The organism is Streptomyces sp. NPDC054932, assembly GCF_053610205.1.
Genome location: NZ_JBSGXU010000137.1, coordinates 1 through 22070, shown reverse-complemented (window position 1 = coordinate 22070; position 22070 = coordinate 1). Strand labels below are relative to the sequence as shown.

General features: G+C 72.7%; 22 protein-coding genes and 1 pseudogene. 5 read left to right on the top strand and 18 right to left on the bottom strand.

The features are described from left to right. Nucleotides 1-342: pseudogene (locus tag ACWGE1_RS29150) on the bottom strand (Crp/Fnr family transcriptional regulator); the annotation flags it as partial. 288 nt (nt 343-630) lie between these two features. Then, a complete protein-coding gene (locus tag ACWGE1_RS29145; RefSeq protein WP_453423444.1) occupies nt 631-879 on the bottom strand; it encodes a hypothetical protein in 249 nt (82 codons plus the stop codon). Nucleotides 880-1040: 161 nt separating this feature from the next. Between ACWGE1_RS29145 and ACWGE1_RS29140 the strand changes: the two genes are divergently transcribed. Further along, nucleotides 1041-1694: a DUF7691 family protein gene (locus tag ACWGE1_RS29140; protein WP_453423443.1), complete on the top strand. Its 654-nt coding sequence runs from the start codon at nt 1041-1043 to the stop codon at nt 1692-1694. 42 nt (nt 1695-1736) lie between these two features. On the opposite strand, the gene ACWGE1_RS29135 is transcribed toward ACWGE1_RS29140, so the two are convergent. The 3 genes from ACWGE1_RS29135 to ACWGE1_RS29125 are packed head-to-tail and all read right to left on the bottom strand — an operon-like array spanning nt 1737 to nt 3637. Next, complete coding sequence (locus ACWGE1_RS29135) at nt 1737-2405, bottom strand: GNAT family N-acetyltransferase (RefSeq protein ID WP_453423442.1); 669 nt, start codon at nt 2403-2405, stop codon at nt 1737-1739. After that, on the bottom strand, nt 2398-3015 hold the full coding sequence (locus tag ACWGE1_RS29130; RefSeq protein WP_453423441.1) for a hypothetical protein: 618 nt from the start codon (nt 3013-3015) through the stop codon (nt 2398-2400). The genes ACWGE1_RS29135 and ACWGE1_RS29130 overlap by 8 nt, the downstream gene beginning before the upstream one ends. After that, on the bottom strand, nt 3005-3637 hold the full coding sequence (locus ACWGE1_RS29125; protein ID WP_453423440.1) for a TetR/AcrR family transcriptional regulator: 633 nt from the start codon (nt 3635-3637) through the stop codon (nt 3005-3007). Before ACWGE1_RS29125 ends, ACWGE1_RS29130 begins: the two co-directional genes overlap by 11 nt. 142 nt (nt 3638-3779) lie before the next feature. Here ACWGE1_RS29125 and bla point away from each other — a divergent pair, with 142 nt between their 5' ends. After that, on the top strand, nt 3780-4703 hold the full coding sequence (gene bla / locus ACWGE1_RS29120) for a class A beta-lactamase (protein ID WP_453423439.1): 924 nt from the start codon (nt 3780-3782) through the stop codon (nt 4701-4703). Nucleotides 4704-4733: 30 nt separating this feature from the next. Here bla and ACWGE1_RS29115 read toward each other — a convergent pair whose 3' ends face one another. The 6 genes from ACWGE1_RS29115 to ACWGE1_RS29090 form a co-directional block, all read right to left on the bottom strand. Continuing rightward, nucleotides 4734-5504: a hypothetical protein gene (locus ACWGE1_RS29115; RefSeq protein ID WP_453423438.1), complete on the bottom strand. Its 771-nt coding sequence runs from the start codon at nt 5502-5504 to the stop codon at nt 4734-4736. Between the two features lie 397 nt (nt 5505-5901). Then, on the bottom strand, nt 5902-7626 hold the full coding sequence (locus tag ACWGE1_RS29110; RefSeq protein WP_453423437.1) for an acyl-CoA dehydrogenase family protein: 1725 nt from the start codon (nt 7624-7626) through the stop codon (nt 5902-5904). A gap of 97 nt (nt 7627-7723) precedes the next feature. Beyond that, the gene (locus ACWGE1_RS29105; RefSeq protein WP_453423436.1) at nt 7724-8296 is read right to left on the bottom strand and encodes a PadR family transcriptional regulator; all 573 of its coding nucleotides are present in this window, start codon (nt 8294-8296) and stop codon (nt 7724-7726) included. A gap of 70 nt (nt 8297-8366) precedes the next feature. Then, nucleotides 8367-9464 (bottom strand): alpha/beta hydrolase, encoded by a 1098-nt coding sequence (locus ACWGE1_RS29100; RefSeq protein WP_453423435.1) that lies wholly within the window; start codon nt 9462-9464, stop codon nt 8367-8369. A gap of 158 nt (nt 9465-9622) precedes the next feature. Beyond that, nucleotides 9623-10258 carry a hypothetical protein gene (locus ACWGE1_RS29095; protein ID WP_453423434.1) on the bottom strand — a complete coding sequence of 212 codons (636 nt, stop codon included), beginning with the start codon at nt 10256-10258 and terminating at the stop codon, nt 9623-9625. Further along, nucleotides 10255-10623: a hypothetical protein gene (locus tag ACWGE1_RS29090; RefSeq protein WP_453423433.1), complete on the bottom strand. Its 369-nt coding sequence runs from the start codon at nt 10621-10623 to the stop codon at nt 10255-10257. Before ACWGE1_RS29090 ends, ACWGE1_RS29095 begins: the two co-directional genes overlap by 4 nt. A 261-nt stretch (nt 10624-10884) precedes the next feature. On the opposite strand from ACWGE1_RS29090, the gene ACWGE1_RS29085 reads away from it, so the two are divergent. The 3 genes from ACWGE1_RS29085 to ACWGE1_RS29075 all read left to right on the top strand — a co-directional run bounded on the left by ACWGE1_RS29085 (nt 10885) and on the right by ACWGE1_RS29075 (nt 15403). Beyond that, nucleotides 10885-11520 carry a GOLPH3/VPS74 family protein gene (locus ACWGE1_RS29085; RefSeq protein WP_453423432.1) on the top strand — a complete coding sequence of 212 codons (636 nt, stop codon included), beginning with the start codon at nt 10885-10887 and terminating at the stop codon, nt 11518-11520. A 118-nt stretch (nt 11521-11638) separates the two neighbouring features. Beyond that, nucleotides 11639-14347: a helix-turn-helix transcriptional regulator gene (locus ACWGE1_RS29080; RefSeq protein WP_453423431.1), complete on the top strand. Its 2709-nt coding sequence runs from the start codon at nt 11639-11641 to the stop codon at nt 14345-14347. A gap of 99 nt (nt 14348-14446) precedes the next feature. Further along, complete coding sequence (locus ACWGE1_RS29075) at nt 14447-15403, top strand: AraC-like ligand-binding domain-containing protein (RefSeq protein ID WP_453423430.1); 957 nt, start codon at nt 14447-14449, stop codon at nt 15401-15403. A 5-nt stretch (nt 15404-15408) separates the two neighbouring features. Here ACWGE1_RS29075 and ACWGE1_RS29070 read toward each other — a convergent pair whose 3' ends face one another. From ACWGE1_RS29070 to ACWGE1_RS29040, 7 genes are all read right to left on the bottom strand, one after another. Next, nucleotides 15409-16134 carry a GPR1/FUN34/YaaH family transporter gene (locus ACWGE1_RS29070; RefSeq protein WP_453423429.1) on the bottom strand — a complete coding sequence of 242 codons (726 nt, stop codon included), beginning with the start codon at nt 16132-16134 and terminating at the stop codon, nt 15409-15411. Nucleotides 16135-16151: 17 nt separating this feature from the next. Beyond that, nucleotides 16152-18050 (bottom strand): amidohydrolase, encoded by a 1899-nt coding sequence (locus ACWGE1_RS29065; RefSeq protein WP_453423428.1) that lies wholly within the window; start codon nt 18048-18050, stop codon nt 16152-16154. Further along, nucleotides 18047-19000 (bottom strand): alpha/beta hydrolase, encoded by a 954-nt coding sequence (locus tag ACWGE1_RS29060; protein ID WP_453423427.1) that lies wholly within the window; start codon nt 18998-19000, stop codon nt 18047-18049. Before ACWGE1_RS29060 ends, ACWGE1_RS29065 begins: the two co-directional genes overlap by 4 nt. Nucleotides 19001-19071: 71 nt before the next feature. Then, nucleotides 19072-19902 (bottom strand): alpha/beta fold hydrolase, encoded by an 831-nt coding sequence (locus ACWGE1_RS29055; protein ID WP_453423426.1) that lies wholly within the window; start codon nt 19900-19902, stop codon nt 19072-19074. 141 nt (nt 19903-20043) lie between these two features. Next, nucleotides 20044-20544: a DoxX family protein gene (locus ACWGE1_RS29050; protein ID WP_453423425.1), complete on the bottom strand. Its 501-nt coding sequence runs from the start codon at nt 20542-20544 to the stop codon at nt 20044-20046. A gap of 6 nt (nt 20545-20550) precedes the next feature. Beyond that, nucleotides 20551-21213 carry a hydrolase gene (locus ACWGE1_RS29045; protein ID WP_453423424.1) on the bottom strand — a complete coding sequence of 221 codons (663 nt, stop codon included), beginning with the start codon at nt 21211-21213 and terminating at the stop codon, nt 20551-20553. A 203-nt stretch (nt 21214-21416) separates the two neighbouring features. Further along, nucleotides 21417-22070, bottom strand: a 654-nt coding sequence (locus ACWGE1_RS29040; RefSeq protein ID WP_453423423.1) for a nucleoside/nucleotide kinase family protein, incomplete at its 5' end; no start/stop codon positions are given.

Below are 22070 nucleotides of genomic sequence, written 5' to 3'. Positions count from 1 at the left end.
GAGGACGCAGCGGCTCGCGAGCGCGGTCAGCACCTCGTCGTCGTCGAAGCCGCGCAGCAGGGCCAGTTCGCCGAGCTCGCGCGGGATCACCCGGACGTCCGCGCCGTCCTGGACGAACTCGATGGTCCCGTCGCCCACGGTGTACGTCAGCCGGCGGTTGACCCGGTAGGTGCCACCCTTGGTCTCCACCCAGGGGAGCATCCGCAGCAGCCAGCGGGAGGTGATCTCCTGCATCTGCGGGGCGGACTTGGTCGTGCTGGCGAGGTTGCGGGCAGCCGCCGTGCTCAGGCTGGACTGCCGCGGCGGCTCCAGCTGGGCTTCCGGGCTGGTGTCAACGGTCATCGGGCGAGCTCTCCTTCGCAAGGGTGGTGAACCGGCGGACGCGCGCGTCACCAAGGAACGAGGAAAAAAGGGGGGCGAATCTCCGGGAATCCGTCCAGATCCGGGGGAACAGTAACGGCCGGTACGCCCACTTGAGCCTGAAAACCGTTGGCATTACCTCAATGCAGTGATCTCGTCCTGCAGGTGGTTTGCCGGGGTTGTGGATGATATTCGGCCTTGCTCACGAACACGGCCTGAAAGCGGCGCGGCGGGCGGCACTCAAAGCCGCTCCCCTCTGCTAATGCCCTGTCACCGGAGCAGTGCCGAAGCTGCGCCGGCCGGCGGCAGCACCGTCCCGGGACAACACACCCAGCTGATCCAAGGCAGGCGGACGGCTTCGAGTTCGGTGTCTGCGAGCAGTGCCTCGACGAGCGGGCGGGGGCCGCAGACCTTGGTGCCCCAGATGCCGGTCAGGCCGTCGTCCTGGGTGAGCCCGGCGAGCCGGTCGGTCTCGGAGGCGGGCGCGAGGGGCCACAGGGCGAGGACGTCATCGGGCATCCGGCCAGGCCACTGGCCCGGGTCCGACCAGCGTCGACGACCCCGTGAACCTTCCCGGTCACAGCACTGGGCCTGATCCGAAAGCGACGGCCTGAGCGGCTCCGCGCCTGCGAACCGGTCCCGGACACCGGGCTGTCAGTGCCCCTTGGCAGCATGGGCCCATGAGCAAGGTAGTGAACTACAGCATGGCGAACCGGGGCGAGATCGTGCGCTTCGTGCCCGCCCTGGACCTGAGCGCCGACGAATCACGACGCCTGGACAACATGCGCGTCAGGGCGAAGGCACGTCAGGACAGCCTCGACCAGCAGGGCGTGGACTGGGGGCTGTCGATCCCGGACGCCCTGGAGGAACTGGTCTCCGGCCGGGCCGACTCCTCCGCCGATTACGCGGGCTGCGCCTACTACGCGGCTCTCCAGATCATCATCGACCACAACGCGAGCGACAGCTCGACCCTGGCGAGCTACCGGAGCCCCGTCACCTACTTCTCCGCCCTGGACGACGCCCTCAGCTCGGCTGGCGTCCCGGCCGACCTGCTGCCCTACCGGTACGTCTTCAGCGGCCCGCCCTCGGAGATCGGGTTCCACATACCCCATCCCCTGGAGGGCTCACCGGGGATCGGCTGCTGGCCCCTCGCGAAGGCCGGCCCCGCGGTGGAGTCCTACCGCGCGGTGCTGGACCGCGTCGACGCCGATCTCCGGTACGACCTCGGGGAGCTCATCGAGGCCCTCGACGGCTGGGCCTCGGAGTGGAACGAGGGCGAGGGCGCCTGGTGGTGGGCCGAGGACGGCTCGATCTTCTTCTCGATCACCGGCTGACCCACTGAGGAAGCGGCCTGGGAAGCGGCCGCTCCCTCCGGGTCAGGTCCGGCCGAGTTCGGTGTGGGGGCGGCCGGCGCGGATGTCCTCGATCGCCGCCCTGGTGCGGGCGGGGTCAGGCCGCCACATCGCCGTCACCTCCAATGGGCCGACCGTCAGCCGCCGCAGGGTGGTGAAGCCGAAGCGGTGGTAGAGCCGGACGTTCGACTCGTCGGCGGTGGTGAGGAAGATGCCGCCGGGCGCGGGGGTCTCGGCGAGCACGTGGCCCAGGAGCTGCCCTCCGGCTCCCCGTCCCGCCGACTCGGGCTCCACGCCGATGAACTCCAGGGTCCAGGCTCCGGGCGGGGCTTCGGCCTCGGTGCGGTGCAGATAGCGCAGCGTCCGCACCAGGGCACGCGGGCCGCAGCCCACCAGGGTGCGCACCGCCCAGGCCGCCCGGGCCGGGCCCGCGGGTACGGCGGCCGGCGGGGTCAGGAGGGCGGCGGCGACGGCCCGCCCGTGCCCGTCGGTGAGCAGGTGGCGGCGGCTGCCGTGGAGTGTGGCGTGCGTGCGCAGGATGGCGGTGAACCAGGCCCGCCGTACGCGGTCCGAACCGCCCGAGATCCAGGTCATGGCCGGTTCGCGGACGAAGGCGGCGGCGAGCACGGGCACGCACCGCGCCGGCGACGGGGAGTCGTCGCGGTCCAGAGGTCCGGCTCCGGGCTCAGACATCGCGCCGCCGTTCCATGGGCGCCTCCGGTACGAGGTGGCACACCAGGAGCTTCAGGAAGAACAGGGGTGCGAACCAGGCGAGCGCGGAGGGCACGGGCAGCCAGAACAGGTTGACCACGACGGCGGCGGAGTAGAGGGCCATGGCCGCCGGCCTCTTGAGGTGGAGGGGCGTGAACTCCACGGCCGCGGCGGCGCAGAGCAGCACGGCGGTGTTCCCCAGGGTCCAGCCGCGGTCGCCGCCGAGCACCACCAGGCCCATCGCGGCGAGGTGCAGCACGTGCGCGCCGACGAAGAGCAGGCGGGCGCGCCGGGCCCCGCGGTCCTGGCGGTGGTACCAGCGCTTGGCGGAGTTCGTCGCGTTGGTGAGGATTCCCCCGAGCAGATCGAGGCCGATCAGCACCACCACCGCCAACTGCAGCCCGGACCAGTCGCGATGGATGCCCGACGACCACACCCCGGCCGCGAGGAGCACGGCGCAGCCGCCCGCGCCGACGAGTTCCACCGCCGACTCGGAACGGGACTTGCCCGGCCCCATGAACCGCTCCAGCCGCCCCAGCGGCCCCGGGGACGTCGGCGGTATCTCCCAGTGGATCTCCAGGTCAGTGCGCACGCCCGGCCCCTCCGTCCGCTCCGGCGCTCCACAGGCCGCGCAGCAGGCTCCACACCTGCGCGCTCCCGGGCGGCGCCGCCGTTCCTCCCGGCGCCTCCTGCTGCGCCGCGCGGAGCGCGCTCAGCGCCCATTCGTCGGCCGCGCGCATGACGGCCGCGGTCGCACCGGCCAGCAGGGACCGGTCCACGTCCGTCCGGATGAAACCGAGGCGCTGTCCGTCCTCGACCACGGCCTCGAACCAGCCGAGCCAGGCGCCGCCCCGGGCCCTCCCGACGGCGACGTCGGCGAGGGCCAGATCGTCCGGGTGGGCGCGCAGGTGCACGACCAGGGCGTGCGATCCGGCTTCCAGCCGCGCCCAGAACTCGGCCTCGTCCCGGGTCGGGGTCCAGGGCCCGAGCACACCGAGGAGGCGGTCGAGCACGTCGGCGAGTACCGCGGAGAGCAGGTCCTCGCGGCCGTCGAAGTACTGGTAGGCGGCGGTCTTCGAGAAGCCGGCCGCCTCAATGATCTTGTTGTACGAAGCGGCTTCGGGGCCGTGCTCGGCGAAATGCGCGCGGGCGACGCCCAGGATCGCCTCCTGCCGCTCGGCCGGCAGTCGATGGAATCGAGGGAGCGGAGTCATGTACTAACGGTACACACCAGTGGGGTGTACCGCTAGTACACCTCGCCGGTACACCCACCTGGAGTCCTTCCGCCCGGAACCGAATTGATCATGTTTGACGTCTTCGGGGGCACATGACCGGCCAGGAAGAGGAGAGCCTGACGTGAAGACCCCGGACGCATCACCGTCCCGTCGCGCACTGCTGACCGTGGGGGCGGGGGCGGCGCTGGCCGCCGCGCTGCCGGTGGGCACGGCCCGTGCCGAGTCGTCGCCGCACGGCACGGGAGACGGTGTCGTGGCGCAACTGCGCGCGCTCGAGCGCGAGTACGGAGCGCGGCTGGGCGTGTACGCGCGGGACACCGCCACCGGCCGGACCGTGCTCCACCGGGCCGACGAGCTGTTCCCCATGTGCTCGCTGTTCAAGACCGTCGCCGCGGCTGCCGTGATGCGGGACCTCGACCACGACGGCTCCCACCTCGCCAAGCGCATCCACTACACGCTCCAGGACGTCACGGACGCGGGCGGCGGCGAGATCACAAAGCTGCCCGAGAACATCGCAGCCGGCCTGACCGTCGCGGAACTGTGCTCCGCCGCCATCGCCCAGAGCGACAACGCGGCCGGCAACCTCCTGCTGCGCGAGCTCGGCGGCCCCACCGCGATCACCCGCTTCTGCCGATCGCTGGGAGACCGCACGACCCGGCTCGACCGCTGGGAGCCCGAACTGAACTCGGCCGAGCCGCAGCGGGTGACCGACACCACCAGCCCCCGGGCGATCGGGCGGACGTACGCGCGGCTCGCGCTCGGCGACGCGCTGGCCCCCGGGCACCGGGAGCAGCTGAACCGGTGGCTGCTGTCCAACACCACGAGCGTCGACCGCCTCCGGGCCGGCCTGCCCGAGGACTGGGACGTCGCGGACAAGACGGGCGCCGGATCGTACGGGACGAACAACAACGTGGGCATCGCCTGGCCCCCGGGACGCCCGCCCGTGCTCCTGGCCATCCTCAGCACCATGCCTGAGGCGACAGCGCCGCGCGACAACACCCTGATCTCCAGGACCGCCGAGCTGCTGGCGGACACCCTCTCCTGACGGCGGGACCGGCGACCGGGCGTCTGCGTGTCAGCCTGCGGGGGCGATCCGCCAGGTGCCGTGGCGGACGTCGAGCGTCGCCGTCAGGTCCGCCCGCTGCGGGAAGGGGACGCTCAGGCGCCACGGGGCCGGAAGGGCGGCCAGCCCGATCGTCACTCGTTCCCCGGTGACCGCGCCCAGGGCTCCGATCCAGTGGGGTGCGGTGGCCATCAGCCGCGCGGGCAGCCACGGCCCGGGCTCGGGAACGCGCGAGGGGGATCCCCCGGTGAGTTCGGCGAGGGCGGAGCCGGCCTGCAGGGCGAGCAGCCGCCCCAGGAGAGCAACCGGCAGGGCGGGGTCCCGGGTCTCCAGCAGCACGTAGCAGTCGTCGTGGCCGGAGAACCAGACCCGGGAGCCCTGCAGGCCGGCCAGGACCTGCTCGTCGGTACCGGTCGTACCGAGCACCAGCGCGAGCTCGTCGAGCTCCTCCGGGCTCACGTCGGCGGGTACGTCGACCAGCGTCAGCTCGTACGGCGACCAGCGGCCGGCGAGGAAGCGCGGCAGCTGGTCGCGGTCCATCACCAGGAGTTCCTCCGCGAGTGCGTACGTGCCGGACGCCCAGGATCCGAGGGGGTGGACCCTGCACGGCACGCCGAGCTCGGCCGCGATCAGCGACGGCCGCAGCGACCGCCACTCGTCGTCCTCGAAGGCCAGGAAGGAGTTGGTGTCCACCGACACCACCGCGACCGCGTCGTTCGCCGCGGCCACGAGCAGGTCGGCCAACTGGCCCGCCTGGGCCGCGCCGGCACTCACCTCCCACACGCCCCCGGTCTCTCCGGCACTGAAGCTCAACGGGAACGGCCGGCACTCCATACCGACACCGTTCACACTGAACGCGCCCTCCGGCCCGACCTCGATCACTGCGCACCCCCGGGAACCCGTCGGACGCCACCGCGGCGCCCGCACCCATCATCGCCGGTCGGCGGGCGTGAGCACGGTGGGCGTGAGCACGGTGGGCGCGTGGGCCAGAACGGCGGGTCTTCGCTGTAGCCGCCTGTCCAGATGCCTTCCCCGGAAGCGCGTTCGGCCCTCAGAGGGGTGTGCCGCAGGTCCTCGGGCCGGAGGTTCGCGCCCGGCGCCTCAGCCATCGCGGCGAGCCCGCTTCCGGGACCGGCCCGGCCCGTGGGTGGGGCCGGGCCGGTCCCCCGGGGGCCGGTGGCTACTGGGCCATCTCGTACGCGCCGGACAGCGCCTCGACCCGGGCCCAGACGCGCGCCGAGCGGGCTTCGTCGACGACCGGGCGGCGGACCGCGCCGAGTGCCCACTCCTGCTGGGCCGCGGTGGCCGAGTCCTTGCCGTACAGCTCCACGGCGTGGCCGGAGAAGTCGCGTACGAGGACGGAGAACAGCTCGTCGAGCACGGACTCGTCCAGGTCCGTCAGGCGGGCCTGCTCCAGGATCAGCTGGCCGTGCACGACCAGCGCGAACAGCTGGCCCACGGAGAGGAGGAAGTCGAGGTCGCGGCTCTGCTCCTCGTCCGGGGCGACGGTGGCCACGAACGCGCAGAGGGCGTCGGCCTGCTCGCGGAACCGGGCCACGTTCGGCAGCTCGGCGTAGGAGTCGTAGGCGGGGCGCCAGTCGTGGAAGCGTACGGAGCCCAGGCCGCGGGCCGGCCCCTGCTGGAACAGGAAGGCGTCGTCGGCCGCGTCGAGGCGGGTCGGCACCACCGGGTACTCGGCCGCGTTCAGCAGGTGGTTGCGCATGAACTTGAGGATCAGGGCGAGGTTGACGTGGACCGTGCCCTCCAGCTTGGGGAGCCCGCGGATCTCGATGGCCGCCTGCGCGAAGTAGTTGTCCTTCTCGAAGCCCTTGGCGGCGATGACGTCCCACATCAGGTCTATGACCTTCTCGCCCTCCGTGGTCACCTTCATCTTCGTCATCGGGTTGAACAGCAGGTACCGGCGGTCGTCGGGTCCGGCGGAGCGGAAGTAGTCGACGGCACGGTCGCTGAACAGCTTCATCCCGACCAGGCGGACGTACGCGTCGGCCAGCTCGCGGCGCACGTGCGGGAAGGCGGTGACGGGGCGGCCGTAGAGGACGCGGTTGTGCGCGTGGGTGACGGCCTCGTACATCGCGTGCTCGCAGATGCCGATCGAGGCGGTGCAGAGGTTGAACTTGCCCACGTTGACGGTGTTGAGGGCGGCGTCGAAGGCGGCCTTGCCGGTGTGCAGGACGTCCTCGGCGCCGACCGGGTAGTCGTCGAGGCGGAACTCGCTGACGTACTTGGAGGAGTCGACGACGTTCTTCACCAGGTTGTACGCCGGGTGGCGGCTGTCGGCGGCGAAGAAGACGTAGCCGTCGGGGCCCTCGATGTCGGTGCGGCGGCCGAAGACGGACACGAGACCGGCGGCGTTGCCGTTGCCGATGTAGTACTTGGAGCCGCTCGCGCGGAAGCCTCCGTCGCCGTCGGGCGCCAGCAGCATGTCGGTGGAGTAGATGTCCGCGCCGTGGGTCTTCTCGGACAGGCCGAAGGCGAACACCTCGCCCTCGGAGAGGAGTTCCGCGGCGCGGGCGCGGGCGTCGGCGTTGTCGCTCTGCCAGACCGGACCGAGGCCGAGGATGGTGACCTGCCAGGCGTACCAGTAGTCGAGGCCGTAGAAGCCGAAGATCTCGTTCAGGGCCGCGATGCGGGCGGTGTCCCAGCGCTTGTCGGACTCCCCCTCACCGGCGGCCGCGGCCGGGGTCAGGAAGGTCGCGAAGAGCCCTTCCTTCGCGGAGAACGCGAGGAAGTCCGCCAGCCAGGCGCGGGAGCGGTAGTCCTCGATCAGCCGGCGCTTGCCGCGGCTCTCGAACCAGTCGACGGTGGCGCGCAGCAGCCTGCGGGTCTCGGGGTCGAAGTGCGCCGGGTCGTAGGTGTGCGGGTTGAAGAGCAGGGCGTCTGCCATGGAGGTTCACCTTCCGAGGGGTTGGGGGTCGGACGCGCGGAGGACGGTGCGGCGGCCGCGGCGCGTTGCGTTGCGGTGCGTTGCGGTGCGTTGTCGTTCAGGGGGTGCCGGTGGGGGGTGAGCCGCCGAGCCGGTGGAGCGTGGCGAGGACGTCGTCGAGCCAGGCGATCGTCATCCGCTCGTACGCGATGCCGCCGCGCAGGACGACGTGCTGGAGCTCCTGTCCCGCGTCGAGCGGCGCGGGGGCCTCGGGCCCGGTGAAGTCGCGCAGTTCACCGGCGAGATAGCGGGACAGGCGGTCGCTGTGTGCCCGGTGGTGGCGCTCGACCTCGTGGATCAGTGCGGCCGGGTCGTCGAAGGCCGCGCCGCGGATCTTGACGGCGAGGTCGTGGCGGAGGCTCTCCGGTTCGATCGGCTCGTGCAGCCACCGGGCGAGGGCGGTACGGCCGGGGCCGGCGACGGAGTACTCGTTCTTGTCCGGTCGGCCCTGCTGCGGTACCTGGCGGACGGCGAGCAGGCCGTCGCCCTCCATGCGCTTGAGGACGCGGTAGATCTGCTGGTGGGTGGCGGTCCAGAAGTAGCCGATGGACCGGTCGAACCGGCGGGCCAGCTCATAGCCGGAGCCCGGCTTCTCCAGCAGGGAGACGAGGATCGCGTGGTCGAGCGCCATGCCCCGATCTTTCTATGCAACTCGTTGCATAGACAAGCGGCAGGGGTCAGGTGAGACGCGGCTCACCCGCTCACTCGGCGCCGAGCCGCGCGCCCGTCCAGACGAGGGCCGGCGGGATCTCCCGGAGCCAGGTGTTGAAGCTGTGGCCCCCGCTGTCGAGGATGATCGACGAGACGTGGGAGGGCGCCTTCACCTTGCGGATGAACTCCTGGGTCGCCTGGTAGTTCGGCTCGCCCCGCAGCGAGGAGGTCACCAGGAACGAGGAGTTCCCCTGCGGCCGGTGGTCCAGGTGCCACAGCAGGTCGGATCGTTTCTCCTCGTCCTTGTTCCCCTGGAACAGATCACCGGAGTCCTTGTCGATCTCGGGCTTGTACTCGGCCGACAGGCCCACGCCGACCGCGTACGCCTCCGGATGCTGCACCGCCATCTTCAGGGCGCAGTAGCCCCCGGTGGAATCGCCGATGATGCCCCAGCTCTTCGCCGAGGTGCCCACGCGGTACGTGCCGGACACCGCCTTGACGACGTCCGCACCGAAGAATGCCTCGCTCTGCGGGCCTCCGGGGACGTCGACGCACTGGGTGTTGGGTGCGGCGATGGTGGGCCGCATCATCACCAGGATCATCGGCTGCATGCGCTTCTGCTTCGCCAGGGTCCACGCCAGCCTCGGGTAGTGCAGCTTCTTGATCAGGTTCTCCGCCATTCCCGGGTAGCCGGTGAGGACCACGGCCGCCGGGAACCTGCGCTGCTCGTCGCTCTTGTCGAAGTACTCCGGCGGCAGGTACACGTACGCCTCGGCGGCGGACCCGGAGCGCTCCCCGTGGATCGTCACCTTCTCGATGACCCCGCCCACCTCCGGGTTCCGGCCGCCGGGAACCTCCGGGGCCTGGCGGCCGCGGACCTCCACGGCGGCGCCGCCCGGGGCGGCGGGGGCGTGGCGCTTCGTACCGGCGAGATCTGACCAGGAGTCGTAGAGCAGGAAGGTGCGGTTGGCGGCGGCCCCGACCGAGGCGAGCACCAGCAACTGCACGAGCGCGAGCAGTCCGACGCGCGCCGACACCCATCGGACTCCGCGCCGCCCCAACCGCGGCCACAGCACCACCGTGAGGGCGAACAGCAACACCGTGCAGACCGCGACGCACGCCATGAGCGTGCCACTCGTCAGACCCATGACCCAGGAAACCCTCTGCACCGACCCGATCCGGACGCTCGGTCCGGAGCGCCACCAGTGGGAGCGCACCAGGCAAGAGGGGTGAACCGGGCGCCGCGTTCCGTCCGGTGTGTGCCGGGGTGTCGGAAGACGTCACCCGGGAACGGAGCGGAGCTCACTCATGGACAGGCGTCCACCGTCCTCAGCTGCGTCAGGGCCCCCGTCGCCACTTCGACCGTCGTACCGCCGGTCTTCAGCAGGAGTTTGCCCTCGCCCACTCGGGTGACGGTGCCGCACAGCCTGCCCGTGGCCGGTGTGGTGAGCTCCACCGCCGGCGGCTTGGCACTCGGCCCGTACCAGGTGGCCCCGAGGGCGCCGACGAGGAACAGCGTGCACGACAGGGTCATCACGATGCCCCGCCGCAGCGCCCGCAGGGCCTCCCCGACCTCCAGGTGCTCCACCGCCGAACGGGTCGCCCGGGGCGCCGGCGGGGACAGTGTCAGCGGTCCGTGGGCCGCCCGGTTCAGCAGGTACGCGCCCCAGGTCCCGCACAGCAGGGCCGCCAGCAGCAGGCACCCCACGCCGACGGCCCAGGGCCTGGCGAGCTGTCCCACATCGGTACGGCCCTTGATCAGGCCGAAACCGATGAGTCCGGCCATGAGCGCGCCGGCCGCGTTGCGCCACCCCAGGGCGGCCGCCCGCAGCCGGGGCAGCGCTTCCCCGGCCAGCCGGTGGCGCTCCTGCGCGGCCAGCAGGTCCCGCGCGCCGGCCGGGGGGCCGGCGCCGACCTGCGGCGGGACGCGGGGGGTGGTCATGACAGCGTCAGGGTCCAGAAGGCCCCGCAGCCGCTGCGCCCCTCGGGGCGGCCGTCGTGCGTGCCCAGGCAGACGCAGCTCATCGGCACCACGGTCGAGGTGGAGACGGGTGCGGGTGCGGGTGCGGGTGCGGGCTGGGCACCGGCCGGGGCGACGGCGCGCACCATGGCACGGAAGCCCGGTTCGAACAGCTCGATGTCCAGCGCCGCCCCGCAGCGCGGACAGGTACAGATGACGGCGTAGTCGTCCCCCCTCACATGCTGGAGATCGTGGTTCTGCGCCACTTCCCGGGTGTAGAGGGGGTCCGTCGTCTCCTCGTACGGGAGGGGCCGGTGGCTCTGCGGTGTGATCGGCGGTGTGGTCATGCCGCTTCCTCGCTGTGGTCGGTGGCGGTCGGTCCGGTCAGGGGGCCCGCCCGAGAGCGAGAGTAGACAATGCGCCGGGCGGTGTCCGGGTTTCGGGTGACAAGGACGGGCGTCCCCATGGGCAGGGCCGCGTCCTGATCCGCTGCGCCGAACGCACCCTTTTGCTACGTCCGGGAACCCGGGGACGGTGGTGGGCGTTGGTGCGACCATGGGAAGGTGATCAGCGGATCCGACTTCCGATGACTCAGAGGGGAGCCGTTCATGAGCACGGCGAAAGACCTGTTCATCATCGCCATGGACCCGCGGCCGGACCATGCGGTCGGGCAGGGCGATCTGTCGCTCGCCCTCGCGGGCGCCGAGCTGATCGATCTCCTCGGCGCGCAGGCCGCCGCCCTGGACGGCGACCGCATCGTGCCGGGCGAGGAGCCGGACCTCAATGATCACCTCCTGGCCGAGGCCGCGTCGGCGCTCACCCGGCAGGTGCCCTACGAGCGGGTCGAGGACTGGCTGTGGCGCCGGGGCGACGACCTGTCCGCGGCCTACCAGGCGGCCCTCGAGGAGGCCGGTCAGCTGACGCGGGGACGCCGTGGCCTGCTGCCCTTCGGATCCGATCGCCTGGAAGTGGCCGATACGCCCGCTCTCCGCCGGGCCCGCGGCCGCTGGGAGGCGGACGAGCCCGTACTCGCCGCCCTCGCCGCGGTCGTCGGCATCCGCAGCAGCCGCTCCGAGGAGGAGGGCAAGGACGAGGACGGGGACGGGGACCGGCCGGGCTCCGAGGACGAAGCGGTGACGACCGTGCTGGCGATCGTCAACGACGCGGTGATGGAACTGGAAGCCGTACGCCAGCGCCGGTCGATCGAGAACGCGGCGTTCGCCAACGTCTGGCGGGTTCCGTAGCTCCGCTGCGCCCGGCCCGTTCCGCGGCGCCGCCCGACTATGCTCGCCGCAGTGCCGTCCGGCCTCGTGTACGAACGGCGGATGTCCTGCTGGGTGAGAAGGTTCGGAAATAAATACCGTGTTGATCGGGCGTCAGGAAGAACGGGCGACCATCGCCACCGCATTGTCACCGCAGGCGGCCACGGCGTCGCTGCTGCTGCTCGGTGAGCCCGGGGTCGGCAAGACCCTGCTGATGGAGATGACCGTCGACGACGCGCTCGGGGCCGGGACCCGGGTGCTGCGGGTCCGGGGGAACCCGGCCGAGACCGAGCTGGCCTTCGCGGGGTTGCACCAGCTGCTGCTGCCCGTACTGGACCAGGCGGACGATCTGCCGGTCCGTCAGCGCGGTGCGCTGCTCGGCGCCTTCGGGCTGGGTGACGACCCGGCACCGCCCGACGCCATGCTGATGAGCCTGGCCGTGCTGACCCTGGTCTCGCAGGTCGCCTCGGCCGGGCGGGTGCTGCTCGCCGTCGACGACGCACAGTGGATCGACCGCGGCAGCTGCCAGGTTCTGGGGTTCCTCGCCCGGCGTCTCGCGGGCGAGCCGATCGGGCTGCTGGTCACCGCGCGCGGCACGCGCCGGCCCGAGTGGCTCGACCGGTCGGTCCCGGAGCTGGTGGTGCCCGCGCTGTCACCGGCGCAGGCTCAGGAGCTGCTCGCCGTACAGCCGGATCCGCTCGTCGGGCCGACCCGGCGCCGCGTACTGGACACCGCTGCGGGCAACCCGCTGGCCCTGGTCGAACTTTCGCGTTCGGCGGCGCGGGAGGGCGGGCTCCTGTTCTCCGGTCACCTCCCCGTCACCGATCTGCTGGAACGGACCTTCGCCGCCCAGGTCGACGAGCTGCCCGCGGCCACCCGGGACGCGCTGCTGGTGGCTGCGGCGGCCGAGGGCATCGGGCCGGCCGGTGTGCTGGCCGCGCTCCCGCCGGGCACGGACATGGACGTCTGGCTGCCCGCGGAACGGGCGGGGCTGGTCCGGCTGCACACCGACCGCATCGACTTCCGGCATCCCCTGGTCCGTTCCGCGATCTACGGCGCCGCGCCGTTCGCCGAACGGCGCCGCACCCACCTGGCGCTGGCGGCCTCCCTCGCCGGCGATCCCGACCGCCGGGCCTGGCAGTTGTCGGCGGCGACCGTGGCACCCGACGCGTCGGTGTCCGCCGCGTTGGAGACCACCGCCATGCGCGCGTTCACCCGTGGCGCCCTCGCCGAGGCCCTGGCCGGTCTGGAACGGTCCGCGCAGCTCAACTCCGCCCCCGCCGAGCAGACGCGGCTGCTGACGACGGCGGCGTACGCGGGCGTCCTGACCGGCGACATCGACCGGGCGCAGGCGCTCGCTGCGAAGGCCGCCTCGGTCAACGAGGACGCGGCCGCGATGCCCTGGATATCGGCGCTCACCGGCCTGGTGGAGATGCTGATGATGCGGATGGAGCGGGCGTTCGCCCTGGTCGTCCCCGACACCCTGCCCGATGTGGGGCACCTCGACGAGGGCAGCTCCACGATCGCCACCGGGATCGCCTACCACTCGGGCTCTCCCGATCAGCGCGAACGGGTCGTGCGGCTGCTGGCCGCCCGCGATCTGGCGGATCCGACACCGCCGCATCCCTTCCACCTCTGGGACGCGGGCGTCACGGACCCCTTCGGCAAGGGGCAGCTGGTCCGTTCCCACCTGCCCGCCGTCATGTCCGCGCCCGGCCGGGTCCCCACGGAGATCCATACGCTCGGGGTGCTCTGCATGGTGCTCGACGAGACCGAGGCGGCGGTGGGCCTGCTCGGTGAAGTGGCCAATCCGCAGTGGGAGGACGCCGACGCCTTCCATGCCGGGATGACCGCCGCCGATCTGGCCTGGGCCAACCTCGACCGCGGCCGGTGGGCGGACGCCCGGCTCGGTGTGGAGCGGCTCGCCGGGCGGTTCCTGAGCGGTGCTCACACCCACGGTTCCGCACGGGCGCTGACCGTCCTCGCCACGGTGTGCGCCCTCACCGGGGAGCCGGAGCTCGCCGTGCGGCACGCGACGGCCGCGCTGGCCGTAACGGAGCCGGCCGGTGTGCTCGGCACCGTCGTCCGGGCCCGCCGGGCGGCGGGGCTGGCCGCCACGGCTCTCGGTGACCACGCCTCCGCCTTCCGGCACTTCCGGGCCCTGTTCGACTGGGCGGGAGCACCGGTCCACTACCACCTGTCGTGCTACGCCGTCGCCGACCATGCGGCAGCGGCCGTGCTCATCGGCCGGGGCGAGGACGCCTCGGCCGCCCTCAAGCACGTCATCGCCGATGTCGGCGACGGCGCCTCGCCGAGGCTGCGGCAGATCCTGGACCGGGCCCGGGCGCTGCTCGCCGATCCGGCCGAGGCCGGTCCGTACTTCGAGCGCGCGCTGGAGGATCCGGCCGGCCACCGGTGGCCCTTCGAGCACGCCCAGACCTGGCTGGACTACGGGGAGTGGCTGCGCCGGCAGCGCCGGATCGCCGAGGCCAGGGCCGCCCTGACGAAGGCGGGCGAGATCTTCGAGGGCCTGGGTGCGGTGCACTGGGGCGAGCGGGCCCGGGCGGAGCTGCGCGCGGCCGGGGTGGCCGTCGAATCCGCCCCGCGCAGTGCGTTCAGGACGCTGACCCCGCAGCGTCAGCGGATCGTCCGGCTGGCGGCGCGGGGGCTGACCAACCGCGAGATCGGCGAGCGTCTCTTCCTCTCGCCGCGCACCGTCGGCACCCACCTCTACCAGGCGTTCCCGGTGCTGGGCGTCACCTCGCGCGGGCAGCTGCGGGACGTGGTGGAGCAGGAACCGGCCGACTGAGGGGAGCCGGGGCACGGGGCAAGTCATCTGACGGATGGCACCGGCGGCGGTCGTTCCGAGACTGGGTGAAGGAGAACGCCTCACCCCCTCGGAGCCACCATGAGCGTCGTATTCACCACCTCGCCGCTGTCCCCGTACGAACGGGCGGACTACTGGCACAGCCTGGTGTCCGACACGTTCATCCCCCTCGATGTCACCCTGCACGAGCCCGAGCCGTCGGCGGGGAGCATCGCCAGCGAACGGCTCGGCCCCTTGCAGATCTCGGCCGTCCAGGCGGGCCCCCAGACCGTTTCGCGCGACCGGCGCCTGATCTCCCGGGGCGGCGAGCAGTTCATGACCGTCACCTTCCAGCACACCGGCACCGCGCGGCTCACCCAGGACGGCCGCGAGGCTCTGGTCAAGCCGGGGACCTTCACCTGCTCGGACGCCGGACGCCCGTACCGCAGGGAGCAGCCGGACTACTTCCGCTTCACGGCCGTCCGGGTGCCCAAGAGCGCCCTGGGGGTGTCGGACTCCGCTCTGCGGGCGGTCACCGGGACCGTCTTCAGCGGCGATCGCGGCACCTCCGGGCTGGTCTCGGGCTTTCTGACGCGGCTGGCCGATCGGGCCTCCGGCTTCGACGCGTACACGGGTCAGCAGCTCGCCATGACCGCCACGGATCTGCTGACCGTGCTGGTGCGCGAGCGCCAGGGCCTGCTGGATCCGTACGCGTCGGAGGCGGCCCGCGGCATCCTGGCGCGCGTCAAGGCGTACGTCCTTGCCTCCCTGGCCGATCCGGGCCTGACTCCGGAGCACATCGCGGCCGCGCACCACATCTCCGTGCGGTACCTGCACAAGCTCTTCCAGCCGGAGGGGACCACGGTGGGGAGCTGGATCCGGCACGAGCGGCTGGAGAGGTGCCGACGTGATCTGGCGCGGCAGGTGGGCCCGGCGCCGACCGTCACGGCGGTGGGTCAGCGCTGGGGGTTCACGAACCCGTCCCATTTCAGCCGGGCCTTTCGCGCCGCCTACGGCATGTCGCCCCGGGAGTGGCAGGCCGGCGCCCGGGGCGTGTGACCGCGTCACAGGGTGCGCCGCACACCCGCCTGGCGTTCCAGGTTGCGCAGCTGCACCGCGAGGTCTCCCTCGACCGCGGTACGGGCGGGGCCGCTGCGGCCGATGGGCAGCACCTGTTCGCCGCGCATGTCCTCCAGCATCAGGGCGAACGCCGCGTACGTGGCGACGAGTGCCACCAGGATCCCGAGGGCTCCCGCCAGGTGGCCGAGCCAGCCGGCTCCGGTGAGCCCGGCCAGGCCGGTGGCCGCCCAGCGGGGCAGGGAGACCACGATGACCAGCCACAGCGCCCGTTTGGGCCGGGTCACGAAGGCCATCAGCGCCCCGAAGCACAGCAGCGCCAGGTTGAACACGCCCAGCACCCGGTGGCCCCCGGCCGCACCGGTGCCCATCACGAGCGCGTACGCCAGCCAGCTGCCGGCGAACGTGCCCATGAGCGTGGCAGCGATCACGTCCCTGGCCCCGAACGCCAGCAAGCTGACCAGCAGTTGGAGGGCGAAGGCGGGCAGCACGCACAGGGCGACGGCACGCCGGTCGGCGGCCTCGAAGACACCGAGCTGCAGGCAGCCCGTCGTCACGGAGGCGATCGCCACCGTGAAGAAGCCCAGCGGCATCGGTGAGGCGATGGGGTGCAGGTTGATCCGCGTCATCGTCCGGAGGTCGGGCTCGAAACGGCGCCCCGGGGGTGCGTCGTCCGGGCCGCCCGCGGCGGCGTCGCCGGGGACTGTGCTCATGTGGTGGGTTCCCTTGTTCAGTGCGTGAAGCACGGGTCGACGAAGGGCGGCGGCGTCCCCGGTGCCGCTCCGCGCGCCTCCCGCCACAGCCGGTGCTGTTCGGACTCGGCGACGGCCTCGGCCATCAGGTCGGCCTGGCGTGCGCCACCGCCGGCCCGGTACCCGCCGAAGCGGGCCACGGGGGCCCACTGCGGGGTGACCGGCGGGAGGGGCTCGTCGAGGCCCTCGTACTCGGCGCTCGCGTAGACGATGCGGCCGCCGACGACGGTGAACACGGACTCGATGCCGGGGATGGCGGCCTCGGGCACGGTGAAGTAGTCGTCCGACAGGATCGCGAGGTCGCCGTAACAGCCCTCCCGCAGCACGCCCTTCACATCCTGCTCCCCGGTGAGCTGCGCGCCGCCCCGGGTGTAGAGGTCCAGCGCGGTCTCCCGGTCGATCAGGTTCGCGGCCGGGTAGAGCGCCGTACCGCCCACGGTGCGGCCGGTGACCAGCCAGTGCAGGGAGACCCACGGGTTGTACGAGGACACGCGCGTGGCGTCGGTTCCGGCGGCGACGGTGAGCCCCCGGTCGAGCATGTCCCGGACCGGTGGGGTGTGCGACGTGGCCCCGGCGCCGTAGCGGTCGAGGAAGGCGGTGCCCTGGAAGGACATCCGGTTCTGCACGGAGAGGGCGCCGCCGAGGGCCGCGATCCGGTCCAGGCTGTCGGCGGAGACGGTCTCGGCGTGGTCGAAGAGCCAGCGGTTCCCGCCGGGGAAGAGCCCTTCGGCCGCGAGCCGCTCGAACACGGCCAGGTCGCGGCGGATGGTCTCGTCGTAGGTGGCGTGGAGCCGGAAGCCCCAGCCGTTCTCCATCAGCAGCCGGACGGCCTGCTCGAACTCGGCCTCGTAGCCCTCGGCGAGTGCGGGGCGGGGTTCGGAGAAGTTCTCGAAGTCGGCGGCGGCCCAGGTCAGGTTTTCGCCCGCGCCGTTGAGGCGGAGCCATTCGTCCCCGTCCCCTGGCTTGACCGTCTCGGTCCAGCGCTTCAGGTCGGCGAGCTCCTGCCCGGCGGTCTGCGGGAACAGGTGGTAGGCGATCCGCAGCGACAGCTCCCCCGACCGGGCCAGGTCGACGACGGTGGCGTAGTCGCCGGGGAAGTTCTGGAACCCGCCGGCGGCGTCGACGGCCGAGGTCAGCCCGAAGCGGTTGAGTTCGCGCAGGAAGTGCCGCGTCGAGGTCCGTTTGCCGGCCTCGTCCAGGGCCGGCGCCTTGGCCAGCGTGGAGTACAGGACGAGCGCGCTCGGCGCCGCCAGGAGGATTCCGGTCGGCTCGCCGTCCCGGCCCCGTACGATCTGCCCGCCGCGCGGGTCGGGGGTCTCGCGGGTGAATCCGGCGGCCCGCACGGCCGCCCGGTTCATCAGCGCCGACTGGTACAGGTGCAGGACGAACACCGGGGTGTCGGGCGCGGCGGCGTTCAGTTCGGCCACGGTCGGCATCCGGCGTTCGGCGAACTGCTCGGCGGTCCAGCCGCCGACGACCCGGATCCACTGCCCCCCGGGGGTGCGGCCGGCCTGCTCGCGCAGCATGGCCAGCGCCTGGCGCAGGCTCCGTACGCCGTCCCAGCGCAGCTCCAGCACGTAGTTCAGGCCGCCCCGGATGACGTGCAGGTGCGAGTCGTTCAGCCCGGGAACCACCCGGCGGCCCAGGGCGTCGACCACTTGGGTCGCCGGGCCCACGAGGCCGGCGAGGTCGTGGTCGTCCCCGAGGGCCACGACCCGGCCGTCGCGGATCGCCACGGCGCGGGCCTGCGGCCGGGCCGCGTCCCCGGTGTACACCTTCGCGTTGCGGACGAGGAGGTCGGCCGCCGGGTGTTCCGGGTGCCGGGCGGGGACCACCCCGGCCACGGGCATGCTCGCCGTACCGGCCGTGCCGGTCATGCCAGGGCCTCGCGCAGGGTGCCGACGGCCTGTCCGATGGCGAGCGACGCTGCCCGCGTCTCGCGCAGGGCGTCCAGCATGACGAAGTCGTGGATGGTCCCGAGCACGCGCAGCGCGGTGACGGGGACTCCCGCGGCGCGCAGCCAGGCGGCGTAGGCCTCGCCCTCGTCGCGCAGGACGTCGGCCTCGGCGGTGATGACCAGGGCGGGCGGCAGCCCGGTCAGCTGGTCGAGGGTGGCGCGCAGCGGGGAGGCCGTGATCTGCGCCCGCTGGGCCTCGTCGGTCGTGTACTGGTCCCAGAACCAGCGCATGGCGTCGCGGCGCAGGAAGTAGCCCTCGGCGAACTGCTCGTAGGAGGCGGTGTCGAAGGCGGCGTCGGTGACCGGGTAGAAGAGGACCTGGTGGAGGAAGCGGACGTCGCCGCGCTCCTTGGCCATGAGGGTGAGGGCGGCGCTCATGTTGCCGCCGACCGAGTCGCCGGCGACGGCCATCCTGGAGCCGTCGAGGTCCTTGTGGTGTCCCTCGCGGGCCACCCACTGGGCGACGCTGTAGTTCTGCTCGATGGCGACCGGGTAGCGGGCCTCGGGCGAGAGGTCGTACTCGGGGAAGACCACGGCCGCCCGGGCTCCGACGGCGAGCTCGCGCACCAGCCGGTCGTGGGTGCGGGCGTTGCCGAAGACCCAGCCGGCGCCGTGGATGTAGAGGATGACGGGGAGCGGGCCGGTGGCGCCGCGGGGGCGGACGATCCGGGTGCGGACGTCGCCGGTGGGGCCGCCCTGGACGGTGACCCACTCCTCGTCGATGGCGGGCAGGGTGACGCCCTCACCGCTCTGGACGTCGTCCACGGCCTTGCGGCCGTCCTCGACGGGGATCTGGTACAGGTACGGCGGCCGGGCGGTGGCGTCGGCGAAGGCCTGGGCGGCGGGTTCGAGTACGGGCTGGTCGGGCATGGCGCTCTCCTTCGGGGGGACGGGGAACGGGGGGCGGCGGAACTCCGCCCCCGGGGCGGGGATCTGCCTGCTCAGGCGAGGAAGGCGAGCAGAGCGGCGTTGACCTCGGCCGCGTGGGTCCAGGTCAGGCCGTGCGGGCCGCCGGGGACGACGGTGAGCTGCGCGCCGGTGATGTTCCGTGCCAGCGGGACGGCCGTGGCGTCGATGGGCAGGGTGCGGTCGGCGTCGCCGTGGATGATGAGCGTGGGCACGTCGATGCGCGGCAGGTCGGCGCGGAAGTCGGTGAGCCAGGCCTGGACGCAGTCGAGGGTCGCCTTGGCCGAGGCGCCGACGGCCACGTTCCAACTGGCCCGGACCGCCTCCTCGCTGATGCGCTCGCCGCCGAGCACGTCGACGTTGTAGAAGTCGGCGAAGAAGGCCGTCATGAAGGCGAACCGGTCGGCGGTGATGGCCTCCTCTATGCCCTTGAAGACGCCGGCGTCCACCCCGCCCGGGTTGTCGTCCGTCTTGAGCAGGAAGGGCGGGACCACGCCGATCATGACGGCCCGCTCGATGCGCTCGCTGCCGTAGGTGCCCAGGTAGCGGGTCGCCTCGCCGGTGCCCATGGAGAAGCCGACCAGTACGGCGTCCCGCAGGTCGAGCGCGGTGAGCACCGCGTTCAGGTCGGAGGCGAAGGTGTCGTAGTCGTAGCCGTCGGCGGGCTGGTCGGAGCGGCCGAAGCCGCGCCGGTCATAGGTGACGACCCGGTGGCCGGCGGCGAGCAGGGCGGCCGTCTGCTTCTCCCACGAGGCGCCGCTCAGCGGCCAGCCGTGGATCAGCACCACCGGCCGGCCCGTTCCGTGGTCCTCGTAGTAGAGCTCGACGGGGGCGGATCGGCCTTCCGAGACCTTGATGTACGGCATGGGTGGGTACTCCTCTGTCGGTCGTGCGGGTCGGTTGTGCGCGTCGGTTGTGTGTGTGGGACGGGCAGGGTCGGGTGGGCCCGGCCGCCCGGCTCATGGGGGTGTGCGCGGACGGCCGGACCCGGTCTGCGTCCTGGGCGTTCAGCGGTGATCGACGGCCGGGGCGCGGTGCAGGGCGAGCCGGGTGAGCAGGCCGCTGCCGACGCCTGCGGCGAGTACGAGGGCCGTCCACCACAGCGGGTACGGCGTCAGGCCGATCGCCTCGTCGAGGGAGAAGGCACCGGGCCCGGTGGCCGCGAGGGCGGCCGCGGTGACGATCAGCACCAGCGGGTACTCGTAGCCGTCGTTCTGCACCCAGAGACCGCCGGGCCATTTCACGGTGAGGGCCACGGTCATGACCCCGATGACGCCGGTCGCGGCGAGGGGCGTCAGCAGACCCGCGGCCAGCAGGAGGCCCGATCCGATCTGGCCGCCGCCCGCCGCGAGGGCGGTGAGGGCCCCGCCGCGGAAACCGTCGGCGCGGAACTCCCGCGCGCCGCCTTCGAGGCCCTTGCCGCCCAGGTGCGAGCTGATCTTCTGCACTCCGTGGCCCGCGACGAGCAGGCCCACCAGCAGACGCAGGATCAGGATGCCGGTGTCCAAAGGGGGTCAGCCGGCCGCGTGCTCGCCGATGACGGCCTGCGCGTACACGACGCCGAGGCCGTAGGCGCCGGCGTGGGCCTTGACGACCTCCATGACGGCGCCGTACGTCTCCTGGCGGGCCCAGTCGCGCTGGAGTTCCAGCAGTACCTGCACCCAGGTCACCGGCACGGCCCCGGCGGCCAGCATCCGCTGGACGGCGTGCTCGTGGGCGGTCGGGCTGACGCCGCCCGAGGCGTCGGAGACCACGTAGACCTCGTAGCCCTGCTCCAGCGCGGACAGGGCGGGCAGCACCAGGCAGACCTCGGTCCACAGGCCCGACAGGATGATCTTCTTGCGTCCGGTCGCCTTGACCGCCGCCACGAGCGCCTCGTCCTCCCAGGCGTTCATCGACGTACGGTCGATGACCTCGTGCCCCGGGAACACCTCGGCGAGCTGGGGCAGCAGGGGCCCGGAGAAGGACTCCGCGGCGACGGTGGTCAGCACGACCGGCACGTCGAACGCCCGGGCCGCCTTGGCGAGACCCACCGTGCTGTTGATGATGGCGGCGCGGTCGCCGCTCCCGGTACCGAAGAACATCTGCGGCTGGTGGTCCACGAAGAGCATGACGGAGTTGTCGGGGGTGAGCAGGTCCGCGCTCGGGGCGGCCTGGACCTTGCTGATGTCGAACATGGGGGGTGTCCTCTCGGAGCGATCAGGAATGTCGCCGCCCGCGATCACGCGGCCCGGCACACCCCGAAACTACGTACGCCCCGGCCGCCCGGCTTTCCTTCCCGTGCACCGGTGTTGGCACGAGAGCGCACGGCCCCGCCCGGCCCCCGGTGCCGCGTCCGTCCGGCCCCCGCTCCGATCGGCCCGGCCGGCCCCGCCCCCGGTCAGCCGGTGTCGAGGACCAGGTCGGCGCGGTGGCGCCCCAGGGCGACGAGGCGGGCGTTGGCCTCGTCCGACCGGTCCACCCACTCACGGGCGTACGCGGGGTCCTTGCCGTGGCGCACGTGACGGTCGATCAGCCGGCCCACGCGCAGGCCTTCTTCCGGGGCGAGGTACCAGGCCTCGTCCAGCAGCGGCCGTACCGCGGCCCACTCCCCCGCGTCGTGCAGCAGGTAGTTCCCCTCGGTGATCACCAGCGGTACGTCCGGGGCGACGGGGATGCTGCCCGCGACCGGCTCCTCCAGGCGGCGGTCAAAGGCGGGCGCGTACACCGTGGACCCCTCCGCCGCGCGCAGCCGGCGCAGCAGGGCGACGTAGCCGGCGGCGTCGAAGGTGTCCGGGGCGCCCTTGCGCTCGGCGCGGCCCAGCCGGTCCAGTTCGGCCCGGGCGAGGTGGAAGCCGTCCATCGGGACCACCACGGCCCGCTCCGGTCCGAGCGCGTCGGCGAGCCGGGCGGCCAGTGTCGACTTCCCGGCCCCCGGGGGTCCGGCGATGCCGAGGATGCGCCGCCCGCCCGGGGCGGCCAGTGCCTGCGCCCTCGCCACCGGTTCCATCGTCTGCATGCGCACATCCTGCCCGAGGAACACGGCCCGGGGTCC

Bases quoted from the DNA above. Each gene is read 5' to 3' on its own strand.
- ACWGE1_RS29145 (WP_453423444.1), bottom strand. From the start codon at position 879: ATGCCCGATGACGTCCTCGCCCTGTGGCCCCTCGCGCCCGCCTCCGAG.
- ACWGE1_RS29140 (WP_453423443.1), top strand. From the start codon at position 1,041: ATGAGCAAGGTAGTGAACTACAGCATGGCGAACCGGGGCGAGATCGTG.
- ACWGE1_RS29135 (WP_453423442.1), bottom strand. From the start codon at position 2,405: ATGTCTGAGCCCGGAGCCGGACCTCTGGACCGCGACGACTCCCCGTCG.
- ACWGE1_RS29125 (WP_453423440.1), bottom strand. From the start codon at position 3,637: ATGACTCCGCTCCCTCGATTCCATCGACTGCCGGCCGAGCGGCAGGAG.
- ACWGE1_RS29110 (WP_453423437.1), bottom strand. From the start codon at position 7,626: ATGGCAGACGCCCTGCTCTTCAACCCGCACACCTACGACCCGGCGCAC.
- ACWGE1_RS29105 (WP_453423436.1), bottom strand. From the start codon at position 8,296: ATGGCGCTCGACCACGCGATCCTCGTCTCCCTGCTGGAGAAGCCGGGC.
- ACWGE1_RS29100 (WP_453423435.1), bottom strand. From the start codon at position 9,464: ATGGGTCTGACGAGTGGCACGCTCATGGCGTGCGTCGCGGTCTGCACG.
- ACWGE1_RS29095 (WP_453423434.1), bottom strand. From the start codon at position 10,258: ATGACCACCCCCCGCGTCCCGCCGCAGGTCGGCGCCGGCCCCCCGGCC.
- ACWGE1_RS29090 (WP_453423433.1), bottom strand. From the start codon at position 10,623: ATGACCACACCGCCGATCACACCGCAGAGCCACCGGCCCCTCCCGTAC.
- ACWGE1_RS29085 (WP_453423432.1), top strand. From the start codon at position 10,885: ATGAGCACGGCGAAAGACCTGTTCATCATCGCCATGGACCCGCGGCCG.
- ACWGE1_RS29075 (WP_453423430.1), top strand. From the start codon at position 14,447: ATGAGCGTCGTATTCACCACCTCGCCGCTGTCCCCGTACGAACGGGCG.
- ACWGE1_RS29070 (WP_453423429.1), bottom strand. From the start codon at position 16,134: ATGAGCACAGTCCCCGGCGACGCCGCCGCGGGCGGCCCGGACGACGCA.
- ACWGE1_RS29065 (WP_453423428.1), bottom strand. From the start codon at position 18,050: ATGACCGGCACGGCCGGTACGGCGAGCATGCCCGTGGCCGGGGTGGTC.
- ACWGE1_RS29060 (WP_453423427.1), bottom strand. From the start codon at position 19,000: ATGCCCGACCAGCCCGTACTCGAACCCGCCGCCCAGGCCTTCGCCGAC.
- ACWGE1_RS29055 (WP_453423426.1), bottom strand. From the start codon at position 19,902: ATGCCGTACATCAAGGTCTCGGAAGGCCGATCCGCCCCCGTCGAGCTC.
- ACWGE1_RS29045 (WP_453423424.1), bottom strand. From the start codon at position 21,213: ATGTTCGACATCAGCAAGGTCCAGGCCGCCCCGAGCGCGGACCTGCTC.